Origin of the sequence: Kribbella sp. NPDC050820 (genome assembly GCF_040653975.1) — a bacterium.
GTDB lineage: Bacteria > Actinomycetota > Actinomycetes > Propionibacteriales > Kribbellaceae > Kribbella.
In genome coordinates this window covers 23678-38191 of record NZ_JBFAHB010000046.1, presented here as the reverse complement: position 1 = coordinate 38191, position 14514 = coordinate 23678, and the positions used below count along the sequence as shown (strand labels likewise).

General features: G+C 70.0%; 10 protein-coding genes and 1 pseudogene. 5 read left to right on the top strand and 6 right to left on the bottom strand.

Annotated elements, in window-relative coordinates; translation table 11 throughout:
* Positions 1-14: 14 nt before the first annotated feature.
* Genes AB0H36_RS31170 through AB0H36_RS31160 form a run of 3 tightly spaced genes read right to left on the bottom strand, consistent with a single transcriptional unit; the run spans position 15 to position 2110 of the window.
* A complete protein-coding gene (locus tag AB0H36_RS31170) occupies positions 15-440 on the bottom strand; it encodes a hypothetical protein (protein ID WP_360531526.1) in 426 nt (141 codons plus the stop codon).
* Positions 437-1816 carry a DUF4331 domain-containing protein gene (locus AB0H36_RS31165; RefSeq protein WP_360531523.1) on the bottom strand — a complete coding sequence of 460 codons (1380 nt, stop codon included), beginning with the start codon at positions 1814-1816 and terminating at the stop codon, positions 437-439. Before AB0H36_RS31165 ends, AB0H36_RS31170 begins: the two co-directional genes overlap by 4 nt.
* Before the next feature lie 15 nt (positions 1817-1831).
* The gene (locus tag AB0H36_RS31160) at positions 1832-2110 is read right to left on the bottom strand and encodes a twin-arginine translocation signal domain-containing protein (protein ID WP_360531520.1); all 279 of its coding nucleotides are present in this window, start codon (positions 2108-2110) and stop codon (positions 1832-1834) included.
* 516 nt (positions 2111-2626) lie between these two features.
* Between AB0H36_RS31160 and AB0H36_RS31155 the strand changes: the two genes are divergently transcribed.
* On the top strand, positions 2627-3841 hold the full coding sequence (locus AB0H36_RS31155; protein ID WP_360531517.1) for an epoxide hydrolase family protein: 1215 nt from the start codon (positions 2627-2629) through the stop codon (positions 3839-3841).
* A gap of 59 nt (positions 3842-3900) precedes the next feature.
* On the opposite strand, the gene AB0H36_RS31150 is transcribed toward AB0H36_RS31155, so the two are convergent.
* The 3 genes from AB0H36_RS31150 to AB0H36_RS31140 form a co-directional block, all read right to left on the bottom strand.
* Positions 3901-4893, bottom strand: a complete 993-nt coding sequence (locus AB0H36_RS31150; protein WP_360531514.1) for a hypothetical protein — start codon at positions 4891-4893, stop codon at positions 3901-3903.
* A 2-nt stretch (positions 4894-4895) separates the two neighbouring features.
* Positions 4896-5447 (bottom strand): YceI family protein, encoded by a 552-nt coding sequence (locus AB0H36_RS31145; protein WP_360531511.1) that lies wholly within the window; start codon positions 5445-5447, stop codon positions 4896-4898.
* A 149-nt stretch (positions 5448-5596) separates the two neighbouring features.
* The gene (locus AB0H36_RS31140) at positions 5597-8359 is read right to left on the bottom strand and encodes an AAA family ATPase (RefSeq protein ID WP_360531508.1); all 2763 of its coding nucleotides are present in this window, start codon (positions 8357-8359) and stop codon (positions 5597-5599) included.
* A 208-nt stretch (positions 8360-8567) separates the two neighbouring features.
* Between AB0H36_RS31140 and AB0H36_RS31135 the strand changes: the two genes are divergently transcribed.
* The 4 genes and pseudogenes from AB0H36_RS31135 to AB0H36_RS31120 all read left to right on the top strand — a co-directional run bounded on the left by AB0H36_RS31135 (position 8568) and on the right by AB0H36_RS31120 (position 14468).
* The gene (locus AB0H36_RS31135; protein ID WP_360531505.1) at positions 8568-11357 is read left to right on the top strand and encodes an AAA family ATPase; all 2790 of its coding nucleotides are present in this window, start codon (positions 8568-8570) and stop codon (positions 11355-11357) included.
* A gap of 115 nt (positions 11358-11472) precedes the next feature.
* Positions 11473-12078 carry a molybdopterin-dependent oxidoreductase gene (locus AB0H36_RS31130; RefSeq protein ID WP_360531502.1) on the top strand — a complete coding sequence of 202 codons (606 nt, stop codon included), beginning with the start codon at positions 11473-11475 and terminating at the stop codon, positions 12076-12078.
* A gap of 26 nt (positions 12079-12104) precedes the next feature.
* Entirely contained in the window at positions 12105-13049 is a 945-nt protein-coding gene (locus AB0H36_RS31125; protein ID WP_360531499.1) for an NAD(P)-dependent oxidoreductase, read from the top strand.
* Positions 13046-14468: pseudogene (locus AB0H36_RS31120) on the top strand (aldehyde dehydrogenase family protein). Before AB0H36_RS31125 ends, AB0H36_RS31120 begins: the two are co-directional and overlap by 4 nt.
* Positions 14469-14514: the final 46 nt, after the last annotated feature.

Here is a 14514-nt window from a genome sequence, read left to right as displayed (position 1 = left end):
CGCTGGTTTCGGGGTCACGGCCAGGTTGCCTCGGTGACCTGGCCGCCGTGAATGTTCACGGTGAGCTGGACGGGACCGTCCGGGCGGACGTACAGCTCGTAGGTGCCGGTCGGGACGGCGTCGAAGACGGCCGAGTACATCAGCGTTCCGTCCGCCACCGGCCGGGGCACGACCGCGACGTGCGGCAGGTGGTGGCTGTGGCCGTGGCCATGACCGTGGCCGTGCCCATGACCGTGGCCGTGCCCATGTCCATGTCCGTGCCCGTGTTCATGTCCGTGCTCGTGGTGCGTCGTACCTCCGGAGGGGCGGAGCTCGATCTCCTCGTCCTCGAGGTCGGCCGGCAGGTCGATGACGAGGGCGCCGACGTCCCCGCCGATGTCCAGCAGCACCGAGGAACCCTTGCCCGCATGGGGATTCTCCACCGCGTTGTTGCCGGTCATGACGCGGCCGGCGTGCCGGGCGTGGACTGGAAGCCGCCCGCGGGCGTGCCGAGGTACGGGAACCGGTCCAGCAGCGGTGGGTTCGTGTTCGACGTACCGTCCTCGATCGCCGAGGCCGCGCCGTCGGGTTTGTACGACTTGTCGACCAGCGGGATCGTGAGTCCGGCGACCGCGCGCAGCTCGACCGTGACGACATCGTCGATCAGCCTGCGCCCGTTGGGGAATCCGGCCGCGTCGCCCGCGACCAGACCGAGCGGGTTCGGCGACGAGGTCGGCGGCACGGCCACGTTCAGCCGCAGCAGGTCGGCCTGGACCGGGCCGGTGAAGTTCTGGAAGCCGGGCACGACGCCCTTCGGGATGCCGGTCAGCAGGATCGCGGCGAGGTCGGCGCGGTCCTTCTTGTACGCCGCCAGGTTCGGGAAGACACCGGGGTAGAGCACCGGCAGCAATCCGGCGAGCTCGGGTTTGGCGACGTACTTGGCGAATCTCTTGTCCTCCGACGGCGGCCGGCTGTTCCACCGGTCCTTGTCGGCCATCGGCACGATCACCTCGTTGAACAGCGGGTTGCCCAGGCGCGACACCTGCTTGTAGGGGCCGTGCCACATCCGCGTGCCGCGTTCGCCGTCGATCAGCGCGGACTGCCGGCGGCTCGCGCTGGCGTAGATCCCGATAACGGCCTTCGGATCGAGTACGTCGGCCGGCCGGCGACCGTCCCGGGTCAGGTCGGTGATCGGAACCTGCAGCGCGATGGTGTGCACGTTCGAGCCCTGCAGCCCGTTGACACCGACTGCGGCCGCGGACGGGATCAGGTGCGCCATCTGGAACGGGCGGAGCGTGCCCAGGTCGAAGATGCTGCCCAGGTCGGCGTAGAACGCGTCGGCGCGCTGACCGGCGAACACCTTGCGGTTGCGGCCGATCGTGTGGACTGCCTTGGCGGCCAGCCGGGCGTAGTTCGGCGTACTGCGGACTCCGACGTTGACCGGGGGAGCGGCCAGGTCGCGGGCGAGGATCCGGGACTTGCCGTTCTCGACCCGGGTGACCGAGTAGAACTGCGGCCGGTTCCAGTTCGAGTCCCGCAGTGAGGTGATCGGGCCGGTGTTGTACAGGAACGTCTTCTTGTTGCGGATCCGGGCCTGGAAGCGGAACTGGTAACTGATGTCGGCCTTGCCGGTCCCGCGGTTGGAGATGTGCAGCTGGTACAGCACGTCGTCGCCGAACTCGTAGAAGTTCGGTCCGCCGTACGGGAGCTGGAACGGGATGAAGTTCGCGATGATCGTCACGGTGTCCGGCTGGTCCGGGCTGACGAACGCGTACACGTCGGTGTTGTCGGCGACCGGGTCCTTCGAGATCTCCGGTGCCTCGCGGTGCGAAGACATGTCAGCTCCTCCCGATCACTTCGTCGTCACGCCGGCCAGCCGGCCGGCGAGTTCGCGATCGGTCACCAGCACTTCGCGCTCCCCGACCATGATCGCCATCCGCCCCGACCGGACATCCTTCACATGTACGACGAACGACTCGGCCCCAGCCAAGTCCGCCGCAGTCAACTGCTCCACGCCACCTTCCGCGCTGTCCCCACGCAGCGCCTTCGCTCCCGCCACAGCCCCCACCGCAGCCGCCGCAGTCCCCGCACCCGCGAAAACCAAGAATCCCCGCCGGGTCGCGTCACTCATGCTCGTCCTCCCATCAACTGAACTGACACACCCCCTTCGGAGCCAGCTCCCAACCAGATAGGTGCAAACGGGGCACCACCCGAAGAACACCGCCCAAAGGACACCGCTGCGCGGCGGCGGCAGTCCTGTCGGCCGCCTTCGGCGGTGCGCGTACCGCGATCCGGCCGACCGCGATCGGCGGCTGAGATGTAGAAGCCGAGGGGACGTGGTTCTTGGACGGCATCAGGTAGAAGACACCCGCGAAGGACGCCGCTGCGCGGCGGCAGTCCCGCCGGCCGCCTTCGGCGGTGCGCACACCCCGGTCCGGCCGATCGTGATCGGCGGCTGAGATGTGGGTGGCGACAGGCAGTTTTCGGTGTGGGACCTTGGTGGGCAAGGGCGAGCACCGCACGTCGCATGCACGTGTCTGTGGCTGAGGCGGCGTCGAGGTGGACGCGGGGGACCCGGGATGGACCAGGGGGTTTGACGGGCGCGACTGGTGGGGGATGGGAGGAGGCTCGTGGGGTCATCAGATCTGTGGCCCTAGGAGGCGTTGTGAGTACTACTGTCGATACGGCGGCCGGGGTTCGGTCGTTTGAGGTTATGGTTCCCGAGGAGCAGCTCGAGGACATGCGGCGGCGGGTGTTGGCGACGCGCTGGCCCAGTAAGGAACTGGTTACGGACCGGTCGCAGGGGGTGCAGCAGGCGACGCTTCAGGAGCTTGCGCGGTACTGGACCAGGGAGTACGACTGGCGTCGGTGCGAGGCGAGACTGAATGCGCTGCCGCAGTTCACGACCGAGATCGACGGGGTGGAGATCCACTTCATCCACGTCCGGTCGCCGCACGAGAACGCGATGCCGTTGATCATGACGCACGGCTGGCCGGGATCGGTGATCGAGCTGCTCGACACCATCGGTCCGCTCACCGATCCGACCGCGCACGGCGGCAGCGCGGAAGACGCGTTCCACGTGGTGTTGCCGTCCTTGCCCGGCTACGGGTTCTCGAGTGAGCCGAGCGAGCTCGGCTGGGAGAACGGGCCGATCGCTCAGGCGTGGGCCAAGCTGATGGATCGCCTCGGCTACACCCGGTATGTGGCCCAGGGCGGCGACGTGGGCGCCGCGGTCACGGACGCGATGGGTCGCCAAGGCGCTGCCGGACTGATCGGGATCCACGTCAACCTGCTCGCGACGGCGTTGGGCATCGTCGACCTGCTGCCGGCGGAGACCGAGCAGGAACGGGCGGCGCACGCCGCACTGAAGACGTTCACGACGGACGGCTTCGGCTACTTCCTGGAGCAGTCCACCAGGCCGCAGACGATCGGCTACTCGCTGCTCGACTCACCTGTCGGGCTGGCGGCCTGGATGCTCGACCACGACACGGACAGCTACTACAAGATCTCTCGCGCGTTCGTCGATCGCCAGCCGGTCGGCAACCTCACCCGGGAGAACATCGTCGACAACATCACGCTGTACTGGCTGACCGGCACCGGCGCATCGGCGGCACGCTGGTACTGGGAGTTCGGGCAGTTCCTGCACGCCGCGGCCGGGCACACCCCGCCGCCGGTACAGGTTCCCGTCGGCTTCTCGACGTTCCCCGGCGAGATCTGGGCCGCCCCGCGCAGCTGGGCCGAGACGGTCTACCCCGGCCTCGCCTACTTCAACGAGGTCGACAAGGGTGGGCACTTCGCGGCCTGGGAGGAGCCGGACCTCTTCACCGCCGAGGTGCGTGCCGCCTTCCGCTCCCTGCGCTGACGGCAAACCTGCGCTGACCGCAACCTGCAGACGCCCGACGGACACACCGTCGGGCGTCTTCACGTACGACGGAGCCACCGAGCGGTGTCGCGGACGGTGCCGGCGAGGATCGCGAGGATGGAGAGGGTGGAGATCCCGAGCGCGGTCCACGCGACCGCCCGCCAACCGGCGAAGTCGGTCCCCGCCGCCCACCGGATCGCCATGTTGCCCAGCACGGCGAGCGGGAAGGTGAACACCCAGTGCTGTGAGCTGAACGGAAGACGCAAGTAGTCGGGCAGGAAGAACAGCTGGATCAGCAGCGTGAACAAGGTGATCGCGCCGATGGCTCCCTGGAGCTGGTCGATGTGCCCGCCGGTGATCGCGAACCAGGCAAGGCTTGCGGTGCCTGGTGGCGACAGCAGGATCGACAACACCGGCCGGAACGGCTGGGGAAGCGGCGAGCCGAAGAACAGCCGCCCGGTGATCACTGCGCCGAGCAGCAACCAGAAGTAGACGCCGACGCCGAAGACCGCTATCGCCGGCTCCCGGTCGCCGACGTTCGCCAGCCCGATGCTTGCGATGAACGGACCGGCGACGACCGGAAGGAAGTACCCGGGATGAAGGGCGTCCTGATCCAGCGGCGCACTGAGCCAATGTGCCACCAGTGCGGCAGCGTTGACCGCCAGCGCCGCCACTGCGGCGTAGCAAAGCCACCGGGCGGCAGCGCCGAGGCCGGCTGCGTAGTACGCGATCAGCAGGAGGGCGATCACGGGGACGTAAGCCGTGAGTGGACCGAAGAGGGGATGACGAAGATCCACCCCGAGCCGCCCCGGCCGCTGCCGGATCGCGCCGACGACATAGGTGATCGTGAACGCCGCCCACACGAGCGTCGCCGCCGCATAGGCGACAGCAGCCGGTACGGCGGAAGCCCCGAGCAACTGCCTCGCCGCGTTCCATTCGCCACCGAGTCCGGCCAGGCCGAGCGGAATCGAGAACAGCGCGATCGGCACCGCGCTCGAGGACGCCCGAGGAGCCGGTGCCGACTCCGCGGCACCGGCCTGCGTCACGGTCATGGTCAGGGGTTCTTGATCGCGGAGACCTCGATCTCCAGCGCGACCTTCTCGGAGACGAGGACACCGCCGCCCTCGAGGACCGCGTTCCAGGCGATGCCGAAGTCCCTGCGGTCGATCACCGCGGTCCCTTCGAGGCCGACCCGGCGGTTGCCGTACGGGTCGACCGCCGTACCGGTGTAGGTGAAGTCGACCGGGACCGGTTTGGTCACCCCGCCGACGGTCAGGTTGCCGGTCATCCGGTAGGTGCTGTCGCCGGTCACCTCGACGGACAGCGAGTAGAACGTGATCTCCGGGTGGCTGTCCATGTCCAGGAAGTCGTTGCTCCGCAGGTGTTCGTCGCGGCGGCTGTTGCGGGTGTCGATGCTCTTGGCCTGGATCGTCACCCGGGCCCAGGACTTCTCCGGGTGCTCGCCGTCGATGTGCGCAGTGCCCTGCCACTCGTCGAACGCGCCGCGCACCTTGGTGACCATCGCGTGCCGGGCGACGAACCCGACCCGGCTGTGCGCGGTGTCGATCGTGTACTCGCCGGTCAGCTCGGCTGTCGCAGTCGTCATGGTAATCCGCCTCCGGGGGTCGAGGATGTACGGCGTTCAGCGTGTCTCGACCCACGTGTCGTTCGCACCGGCGACAACCCCTGGTCCACCCACGGGCTCATCCGTACGCGCTCGTCGAAGCGGGGCTTCGCGCCCAGTCCCTGCGTTCGTCAGGTGGCTCGACTACCGGGGGCCGACTGGCGGAGCTGGCGACGGGTGGTGACGCCGAGCTTGGTGAACACCTTGCGCAGGTGCCACTCGACCGTCCGCGGGCTGAGGAAGAGAACGGCGCCGATCTCGTTGTTCGTCAGGCCGTCCGCCACCAGTCTGGCGATGTGGGCTTCCTGGGTGCTCAGGTCCCCGGGGGTCTCCGTGCTGCGACGGCTGACGGTCTCTCCGGTCGCCCGGAGTTCCTTGCGGGCGCGTTCGGCGAAGCCTTCGACCCCCATCGCCGCCAGGTTCTCGTACGCCGTCCGGAGTTGTGCTCGTGCGTCGGTACGGCGATCCTCGCGCCGCAGCCACTCGCCGTACCGGAGCTGCGCTCGGGCGTGTTCGACGCGCAGCGTGGTGTGTCCGAGTCGCTCGATCTCCTCGCGGTAGCAGTCTTCTGCCGCGCTCCCGCTCCGCAGCAGGGCGTTGCGCCCGGCGAGTACGCCGAGCGCAGCCTCGGTCCCGCTCGCTGTCGCGAAGGTCGAGAGCTGTTCGAGCGCGTCCGCGGCTTCGGAGGTGTTGCCACTGCGCACTCCGGCCTCGACGAGCTCGGCCAGCGCCCACTTCGGCGGTCCGAGCTCGAGCGGCGAGGCGGCGCCGGTCCGGGCTGCCTCGAGTGCTTCGTCGTACCGGCCGAGGCCGTTGCACATGATCGCCTGGAACCAGCTGATCATGTTCAGGCCGACACCCTCGCCGCGCACGGTGATGTCGTCGTGGATCCGCTTGAACTGGGGCTCGGCGACCGCGGCCCGGCCCCGGATCGCGTTCAGGCTCACCTCGCCGTACGGGATCATCGCGTTCTGGCCGCCGGTGATGTCGGCGACCCATTCGGCCTCCGCGACGAGTGCCTCGGCCTCGCCAAGGTCGCCGCTGTACAGGTCGTAGATGATCCGGCTGTTGATGGCCACCGGCAGCACACCGAGGGCGCCGATGGTCCGGATCGCGTCGAGGTGCCGCTGGGTGAGGATGCCCCAGTTGAGGTCGTCCAGCAGGTCGGTTGCGACGCACGCGGCCAGCCAGGCAAAGCGCACCGCCTCGTCCATCGTCAGCTCGTCGCGCCCGAACGCCTGCACGGTGTCGAGCAACCCGGGAGCAGCTGCCGGGTACCCGTCGGTGTAGAGGACGGCGATGCCTTGCAGCAGCAGGTCGGACTTGCTCGGCGCCGACGGCACCTGCAGCTCACGCATTGCCTCCGCTACCTGCTGCATCCCGATGTCGGAACCGGAGACGAGCCGGCCGGCGAACATCGCCGCGGCGAGCGCGTCCAGGTATGTCTCCCGGGCGAGCCTCGGGTTCGTCGACTCCAGCCGGCGGGCGGCGGCGAGAAGTAGCGGCAGGCCCTTGTTGCCATGCTCGGAGTAGTGCGCGATTTGGGCGCGTTGGAGCTGCACCAACGCTCCCTCCGCCTCGGACAGCGGCCCGGCCTGGGCGGACGCGAGCAGGCTCAACGCATCCTGGAAGGAGCCCGCGGTCGCCTTCGCTTGCGCGGCGGTCAGGGAGCGTTGCGCCCGGCGGGCTGGGTCGGGTGTGAGGGACGCGGCGGCTTGCAGGAACGCGGCGGCGGCCGCGACTCCGCCGCGACCGAGGGCACGGACGGCCGATTGATCGAGCTCGGCGGCGACGGTCTCGTCGGGTCCGGCCGCGGCCCGCGCGCGGTGCCACGCGCGGAGATCCGGGGCCTCGTCCGGATCGGTCGCCGCTGCGAGCGCTTCGTGCGCGGTACGGCGTTCGTCCGTCGTCGACATCCGGTAGGCGGTCGACCGGATGAGTGGGTGCCGGAACTCGACCCGGTGGCGCAGCTCGAGCAGGCCGGCCGTGTCGACGCTCTCCATGGTCTCGATACCCAGGCGGTGAGCTGCCCGCCGGAGCAGGTCGATGTCTCCGGCCGGTTCGGCGGCAGCCAGCAGGAACAGCTGGCGGGACTCCGGGGGAAGCGCCTGCAGTTGGCGCTGGAAACCTTCCTCCAGGCGGCTGACGATCGTCTCCTCGCCGGCCGGTTCGTCGACGGACCCGAACGCGAGCTCGGTGGCGGACAGCTGCCGGGGGAGCTCGAGCAGGGCGAGTGGGTTGCCGTGGGCCTCGGCCAGGATCCGGTCGCGCACCTGCGGGTCGAGCGCGGCGGACATCGCCGACTCGAGCAACGCGGCGGCTTCGATGCCGGCGAGACCACGCAATGGCAGGTCCGGGAGTCCGGAAAGCTTCGGCACGTCGTCCGTCGTACGGACCGCGAAGACCATCGCGATCCGCTCGGCCCGGAGCCGACGGGCAACGAACTCGAGCGTCTGCGCGGACGCATGGTCGAGCCACTGGGCATCGTCGACGACACAGAGGAGCGGCTGCTCGTCGGCCACTGCGCTCAGGAGGGTCAGCACGCCCAGACCGACTACGAACTGATCCGGCTGGCTGCCCGTTCGCATCCCGAACGTGGCGGCCAGCGCGTCCCGCTGCGGAGCCGGCAGGCCTTCCAGCCGATCGAGGAAGGGAGCGCACAGCTGATGCAGGCCGGCGAACGGGAGCTCCATCTCCGACTGCACGCCGGCCGCCCGGATCACCCGGCAGTCCGTGACGTCGTCGAGCAGGAACTGGAGCAGCGCGGTCTTGCCGATCCCCGCCTCACCGCGCAGGACGAGCACCTGGCTCCGGCCGTCCCGAGCACTCGCGACGAGCCGGCGGAGCGTTTCGCACTCGCTGACGCGCCCGCGCAAGCCTGGCCAACTTGCCATCGAAAACCGTCCCCGACTGTGGCGGTCCCGGTGAGGGGAGGAAGGGGCGGTCCCGCCCCACCTTTCCACCGCCACGCCGCCCCGGCAATGGGCAACCCGCGGCGGGGATCTTTCCGCCAAGCGCGCATCCCGGTGACTCGTTGCCCCCGGCCCTACCGGTAGGACGTCCTTTGCCGTTGCTCGGCTGATCTCGTAGTGGGACCGTGGGGTGGAATCGCTGGGAGGCCATGTGGCGCCGGGACCGAGCAGTCCGTGGCCGGGTCTGCGCGGTCGGCGCACAGAGTGCGAAACGCTGGCCGGCCTGGTGCAAGCGGCCCGGTCGGGCCGCAGCGCGGTTGTGGTCGTCCTTGGCGAGCCCGGGATCGGGAAGACCGCGATCCTGGACTTCGTCGCGGAGTCTGCACCGGGCGCGCAGACGCTGCGTGTCTCCGGCGTCGAGTCACAGATGGAGCTCGCGTTCGCCGGTCTGCACCAGTTGTGCGGACCGTTGCTCGACGGGCTGGAGCGTCTGCCGCTGCCGCAGGCGAACGCGCTGAGCATCGCTTTCGGGTTGCGGTCCGGAAACCCTCCGGACCGATTTCTGATCGGGCTCGCCGCGTTGACGCTGCTGTCGGAGGCTGCCGGTGACGGGACCCTGGTCTGCCTCGTCGACGACGCGCAGTGGCTGGACCAGGCCTCCGCCGAGGCGCTGACGTTCGTTGCGCGCCGGCTGGTGGCCGAGGCGGTCGTGCTGGTCTTCGCCGTCCGAACCGGCCAGGATCCGCAGAAGTGGGCTGGCCTCCCGTACCTGACGCTCCGCGGCCTGCCGGAGGAGGACGCCGAGGCGCTGCTCGACTCGGCCTTGACCGGTCCCGTGGACGACCGGGTTCGCCGGCGGATCCTGGCGGAGGCGCATGGCAACCCGCTCGCGCTGCTCGAGCTGCCGCGCTGGTGGACGACGGCCGAACTGACCTTCGGGCCGCAGCCGGCCCAGCCGGGGACGTTGACGAGGCGGATGGAGGAGGGCTTCCGCCGGGAGTTGGAGACGCTGCCGGGGCAGTCACGCCGGCTGCTGCTCACCGCGGCCGCCGAGCCGCTCGGTGACGTCGGCTTGCTGTGGCGGGCAGCGGCCCGGATCGGGCTCGGCGTCGATGACGCCGTACCGGCACAGAAGGCCGGCCTGATCGAGCTGCAGGACACTGTTCGGTTCCGGCATCCGCTGGTCCGGTCGGTGGCCTACGGATTCGCGGCCACTCCGGAGCGGCAGGCGGTGCACCGGGCACTCGCGGACGCGACGGATCCCGACCTGGATCCGGACCGGCGCGCCTGGCATCTCGCACACGCCGCGACGGGTCCCGACGAAGCCGTCGCCGCCGAGCTCGAGCACTGCGCCGGCCGCGCGCTGGCGCAGGGCGGGCTCGCTGCTGCAGCGGCGTTCCTCGAACATGCGGCGCTGTTGACGCCGGAAGCGGCCGACCGGACCGAGCGCCAGCTCAGCGCCGTCGAGTTGATGCTGCACGCGGGCACTTTCGAAGCCGCGTTGAACCTGCTCGCGGTGGCCGAGCACGGGCCGCTCGGTGACCTGCAGCGCGCTCGGATCGACGTACTCCGGGCGCAGATCGGATTCGCGTCCCGCCGCGGCAACGAGGCGCTGCCAAGACTCCTGGCCGCCGCCCAGCGGCTGGAGCCGTTGGCTGCCGAGCGCGCTCTCGACAGCTACCTGGACGCACTCACCGCGGCGCTGTTCGCCGGGCGCCTGGCGTCCGGGCCGGGGCCGGCGGAGGTGGCGCAGGCAGCGCGCAACGCGCCGTCCTCGACCGCGCGGCTGCGCCGTGGAGATCTGCTCCTGCACGGAGTGGCGGTCCTGTTCGCCGAGAACTACCCGGCCGCGGCGCCCTTGCTCAGGCGAGCGACCGAGGTCTTCGACAGTGACCACCTCTCGCTGGAAGAGGGCGTCCGGTTCATGTGGCTGGCCGCAGTCGTGGCTTCCGACCTCTGGGACGAACGTGCCTGGGATCGGTTGACGCGCCGGCACCTGAGGATCGTCCGCGAGGCTGGCGCGCTCAGCGCGCTGCCGCTCGCGTTGAACACCCGCGTGTACGTCGACCTGTTCGCCGGCGAGCTGTCCGCGGCCGGGGGACTGGTCGAGGAGATCCGTGCGGTCACCGAGGCCGCCGAGACCAGTCTTTCGCCGTACGCCGCGATCGGGCTGGCGGCCTTCCGCGGCCGGGAGGATCCGGCCGCCGCGTTGATTGCGGCCTCGCTGCGCGACGTGACCGCTCGGGGTGAGGGCATCGGCGTCTCGCTGACGAACTGGGCTCGGGCAATGCTGTGCAACGGCCTCGGGCGCTATCCGGAGGCGATGGCCGCCGGGCGCGAGGCGGCCGCGTTCCCGGCGGAGCTGGGGGTGTCGAACTGGGGACTGGTCGAGCTGATCGAGGCTGCGGTGCGCGCCGGTGATCGCACGACGGCGGCTACGGCCTTCGAGCAGCTGTCCGAGATGACGCAGGCGAGCGGCACCGACTGGGCGCTGGGCGTCGCGGCCCGCTCCGAAGCTCAGCTGTACGACGGGACGCCAGCCGAAGACCGCTACCGCGAAGCGATCGACCGGCTCGAACGTACCGCCGTACGCACCGAAGTGGCTCGCGCACGACTGCTCTACGGTGAGTGGCTGCGACGCGACAACCGTCGAGTCGAGTCGCGGCTGCAGTTGCGTGTCGCCCACGACGCGTTCACGGCGATGGGTATGGCTGGCTTTGCCGAGCGCGCCCGGCATGAGCTGGCGGCAACGGGCGAGACGCCGCGGAAGCGGACTGCCGCCACGCAACTCGACCTCACCGCTCAGGAACTGCACATCGCCCGCCTGGCGGCCCAAGGGCTTTCCAATCCGGAGATCGGCGCCGAGCTCTTCATCAGCCCTCGCACGGTGGAGTGGCACCTGCGCAAGGTGTTCGCCAAGCTCGGCATCAACGCACGCAGGCACCTGCGCGACGCGCTCAAGACGACCGAGCCCGTCTGAACCGGCCGTGCCCAGGGTGCCGGCCAGGGCTACGCACGGGCGCGACCAGGGACCCGCACCGGTCACTCTGAAGAGCGGATCAACGGCCTCGCCAGCCGGATTGGAGCCCCACGTCATGACCACCTTCTCGGCCGGGTTCAGCGGCCGGCCCGAGCGAAGCACCCGGTACGGCGACCTGCCACCGGGCCAGTACGTCACCCGCGATTTCCCGGTGCTGTCCGCCGGACCGACTCCGCGCGTCCCGCTCGACCAGTGGCGGCTGGAGATCAGCGGTGCCGACGGAGTGGTGCGGAGCTGGAGCTGGGACGAGTTCCAGACGCTCGATGCCGAGCAGATCACGGTCAACATCCACTGCGTGACCAGGTGGAGCAAGCTCGACACGAGCTGGACCGGTGTCCCGATCGACACGCTGCTGTCCGACGTCGACCTCCCGGGTGACTTCGTGGTCGCGTCGTCGTACGGCGGTTACACCACCAACGTGCCGCTCCGGGACCTGCTCGGCGGCAAGGCCTGGGTGGCGTTCGAGTTCGAGGGACGGCCGCTCGCCCTCGAGCACGGCGGCCCGGCCCGGCTGCTCATCCCACACCTCTACTTCTGGAAGAGCGCCAAGTGGCTGCGCGGTCTGCGGGTGCAGGAGCGGGACGAACTGGGGTTCTGGGAACAGCTCGGCTACCACAAGTACGGCGACCCGTGGCAAGAGCAGCGGCACTGGAACGACTGACTCGCACGACGGCAGAGGAGAGGACGATGCGCGTTTTCGTGGCAGGGGGCACGGGGGTTGTAGGCCGGCCGGTGGTTGAAGCCCTGGCCGCCAGGGGGCACGAGGTCGTGGCCAGCACGCAGCGGGCCGCCAACCTCGCGATCGTGGAGGGACTGGGAGCGTCGGCGGTCCTCATGGACGGGCTCGACGAGGCCTCCGTGCGGCGGGCGCTCCTCGACGTCGCTCCGGAAGTGGTCGTCAACCTGATGACCGCGCTGTCGGCGCCGTCGGACGACTACGGCAAGTGGCTGGCGATCACCAACCGGCTGCGGAGCGAGGGCACGAAGGTGTTGATGAGCGCGGCGCGTGACGCTGGCGCGCACCGAGTGGTCGCGCAGAGCGCGAGCTTCATGACCCAACCCGGATCGGGACCGACGGACGAGACCGCACCGCCGTACCTGGACGCTCCGGGACCGATCGGAGTCCACGTGCAGGCGAATATCGCCGCCGAGGAGATGGTGCTCGATACCCCGGGAATCGACGGCGTCGTGCTTCGCTACGGCTTCCTGTACGGCGACCACACCGCGATCGGCCCTGGTGGGGACATCGCGAAGGCGGTCGAGGCCGGCACGATGCCGATCGTCGGCACCGGCGCCGGCCACTACCCGTTCGTCCACGTCGACGACGCGGTGTGGGCCACCGTGCGGGCTGTCGGGACCGGAGCACCCGGCGTCTACAACATCCTCGACGACGAGCCCGCCCCGCAGGCGGACTGGCTGCCGTTCCTGGCCGGGATCCTCGGCGGCCCGGCGCCGGCCCGGATATCCGAGGAGGAGGCCGCCGAGCGGTTCGGCGTCCAGAGCGTCTACTACGGCAACCAGTTGCCTGCAGCAAGCAACATGAAGGCGAAGGCCGAGCTGGGCCTGATCTTCGCGCACCCGTCGTGGCGGCAGGGATTCCGCGCGGTCTTCGGTGCGCGGGAGGGGTCATGAACGCCCTGCAGTTCGTCGACGGACGACTGGTGGGCTCGGCGCACGAGACCAAGTCGATCGCCCCGGCGGACGGCGCCGTACTCGGAACCTACGCCGATGCGGATGCCGAGCAGGCCGCGGAAGCGATCGCGGCGGCGCGACGTGCCTTCGAGGAGACCGACTGGGCCAGGGATCGCCGCCTGCGGCACCGCGTGCTGACCGAGCTCGCCGACGGTGTCGATCGGCACGCGGACGAGCTGATCACGATGGTCGCGCGGGAGAACGGCAAGATCCTGAAGGATGCCGCGTTCGAGGTGAACCTCTCGGCGCCGAAGTTCCGGTACTACGCCGGCCTGGCGATCAGTCACGACGGGCGCGCCTCCGAGGTGGCGCCCGGACTCCACCTGACCTCCGCGCCCGAGCCGATCGGGGTGGCCGGGATCATCACGCCGTGGAACTCGCCGGTGGCTCTGCTGGTGCGATCACTCGCGCCGGCGCTGGCGGCCGGCTGCACCGCCGTACTCAAGCTCGCCGGACAGACCGGAATGGTGAACGGGCTCTTCCACCAGATCCTCAGCGAGGCCCCGTCGCTGCCCGCCGGGGTCGTGTCGTCGCTGACCGAGTCCGGTGACGAGGTGGCGCGGCTGCTGATCTCGTCGCCCGAGGTCGACGTCGTCAGCTATACCGGCAGCACCCGGGTCGGACGGGTGATCATGGCGAACGCGGCTCCGCAGCTCAAGCGCCTGTCGCTCGAGCTGGGCGGGAAGACGCCGATGATCGTCTTCGACGACGCCGAACTCGACGCGGCGGTGCCGGTTCTCACGGCAGCGGTGACCACGTTCACCGGCCAGTTCTGCATGACGGGCAGCCGCATCCTCGTGCAGCGAGGGATCGCAGACCGGCTGCGCGACCGCCTGGTCGAGTCGTTGTCCGCCGTCCGCGTCGGGCCTGGTGATGACCCTGACAGTGAGATGGGGCCGATGATCGACGCGGCTAACGCTCGTCGGGTCGACGCGATCGTCGAGGAAGCGAGCAAGTACGGCGTTGCGCTCGTGCGAGGCGGGGATCCGGCAGGCCGACAGCGCGTACTACCACCCGTCGCTGGTGGCGGTCGACGATCCGCAGGCGGACATCGTGCAGCACGAGGTCTTCGGCCCGGTCGCCACCTTCGAGACGTTCGATTCCGAGGACGACGCGGTCCGGGTGGCCAACGCGACCGAGTACGGCCTGGCCGCGTCCGTCTGGACCCGCGACGTCGATCGGCCGCGCAGAGTCGGGCGCCGGCTACGGGTCGGCACGGTCTGGACCAACACCTGGGCCATGGTCACCGACGAGTTCGAGGAGGGCGGCTTCAAGCAGAGCGGGATCGGCCGGCTCAACGGTCCGCGCGGATTGGAGGAGTTCCAGGAGCACAAGACGTACGCGCACTTCACCGGCTGATCCCGGCGACCAGGGATTTCGACGGGCGCGAGCGTGCCTTCCTCGT

Coding starts and splice junctions, on each gene's coding strand:
- AB0H36_RS31165 (WP_360531523.1), bottom strand. CDS start 1,816: ATGTCTTCGCACCGCGAGGCACCGGAGATCTCGAAGGACCCGGTCGCC.
- AB0H36_RS31170 (WP_360531526.1), bottom strand. CDS start 440: ATGACCGGCAACAACGCGGTGGAGAATCCCCATGCGGGCAAGGGTTCC.
- AB0H36_RS31150 (WP_360531514.1), bottom strand. CDS start 4,893: ATGACCGTGACGCAGGCCGGTGCCGCGGAGTCGGCACCGGCTCCTCGG.
- AB0H36_RS31145 (WP_360531511.1), bottom strand. CDS start 5,447: ATGACGACTGCGACAGCCGAGCTGACCGGCGAGTACACGATCGACACC.
- AB0H36_RS31130 (WP_360531502.1), top strand. CDS start 11,473: ATGACCACCTTCTCGGCCGGGTTCAGCGGCCGGCCCGAGCGAAGCACC.
- AB0H36_RS31140 (WP_360531508.1), bottom strand. CDS start 8,359: ATGGCAAGTTGGCCAGGCTTGCGCGGGCGCGTCAGCGAGTGCGAAACG.
- AB0H36_RS31160 (WP_360531520.1), bottom strand. CDS start 2,110: ATGAGTGACGCGACCCGGCGGGGATTCTTGGTTTTCGCGGGTGCGGGG.
- AB0H36_RS31125 (WP_360531499.1), top strand. CDS start 12,105: ATGCGCGTTTTCGTGGCAGGGGGCACGGGGGTTGTAGGCCGGCCGGTG.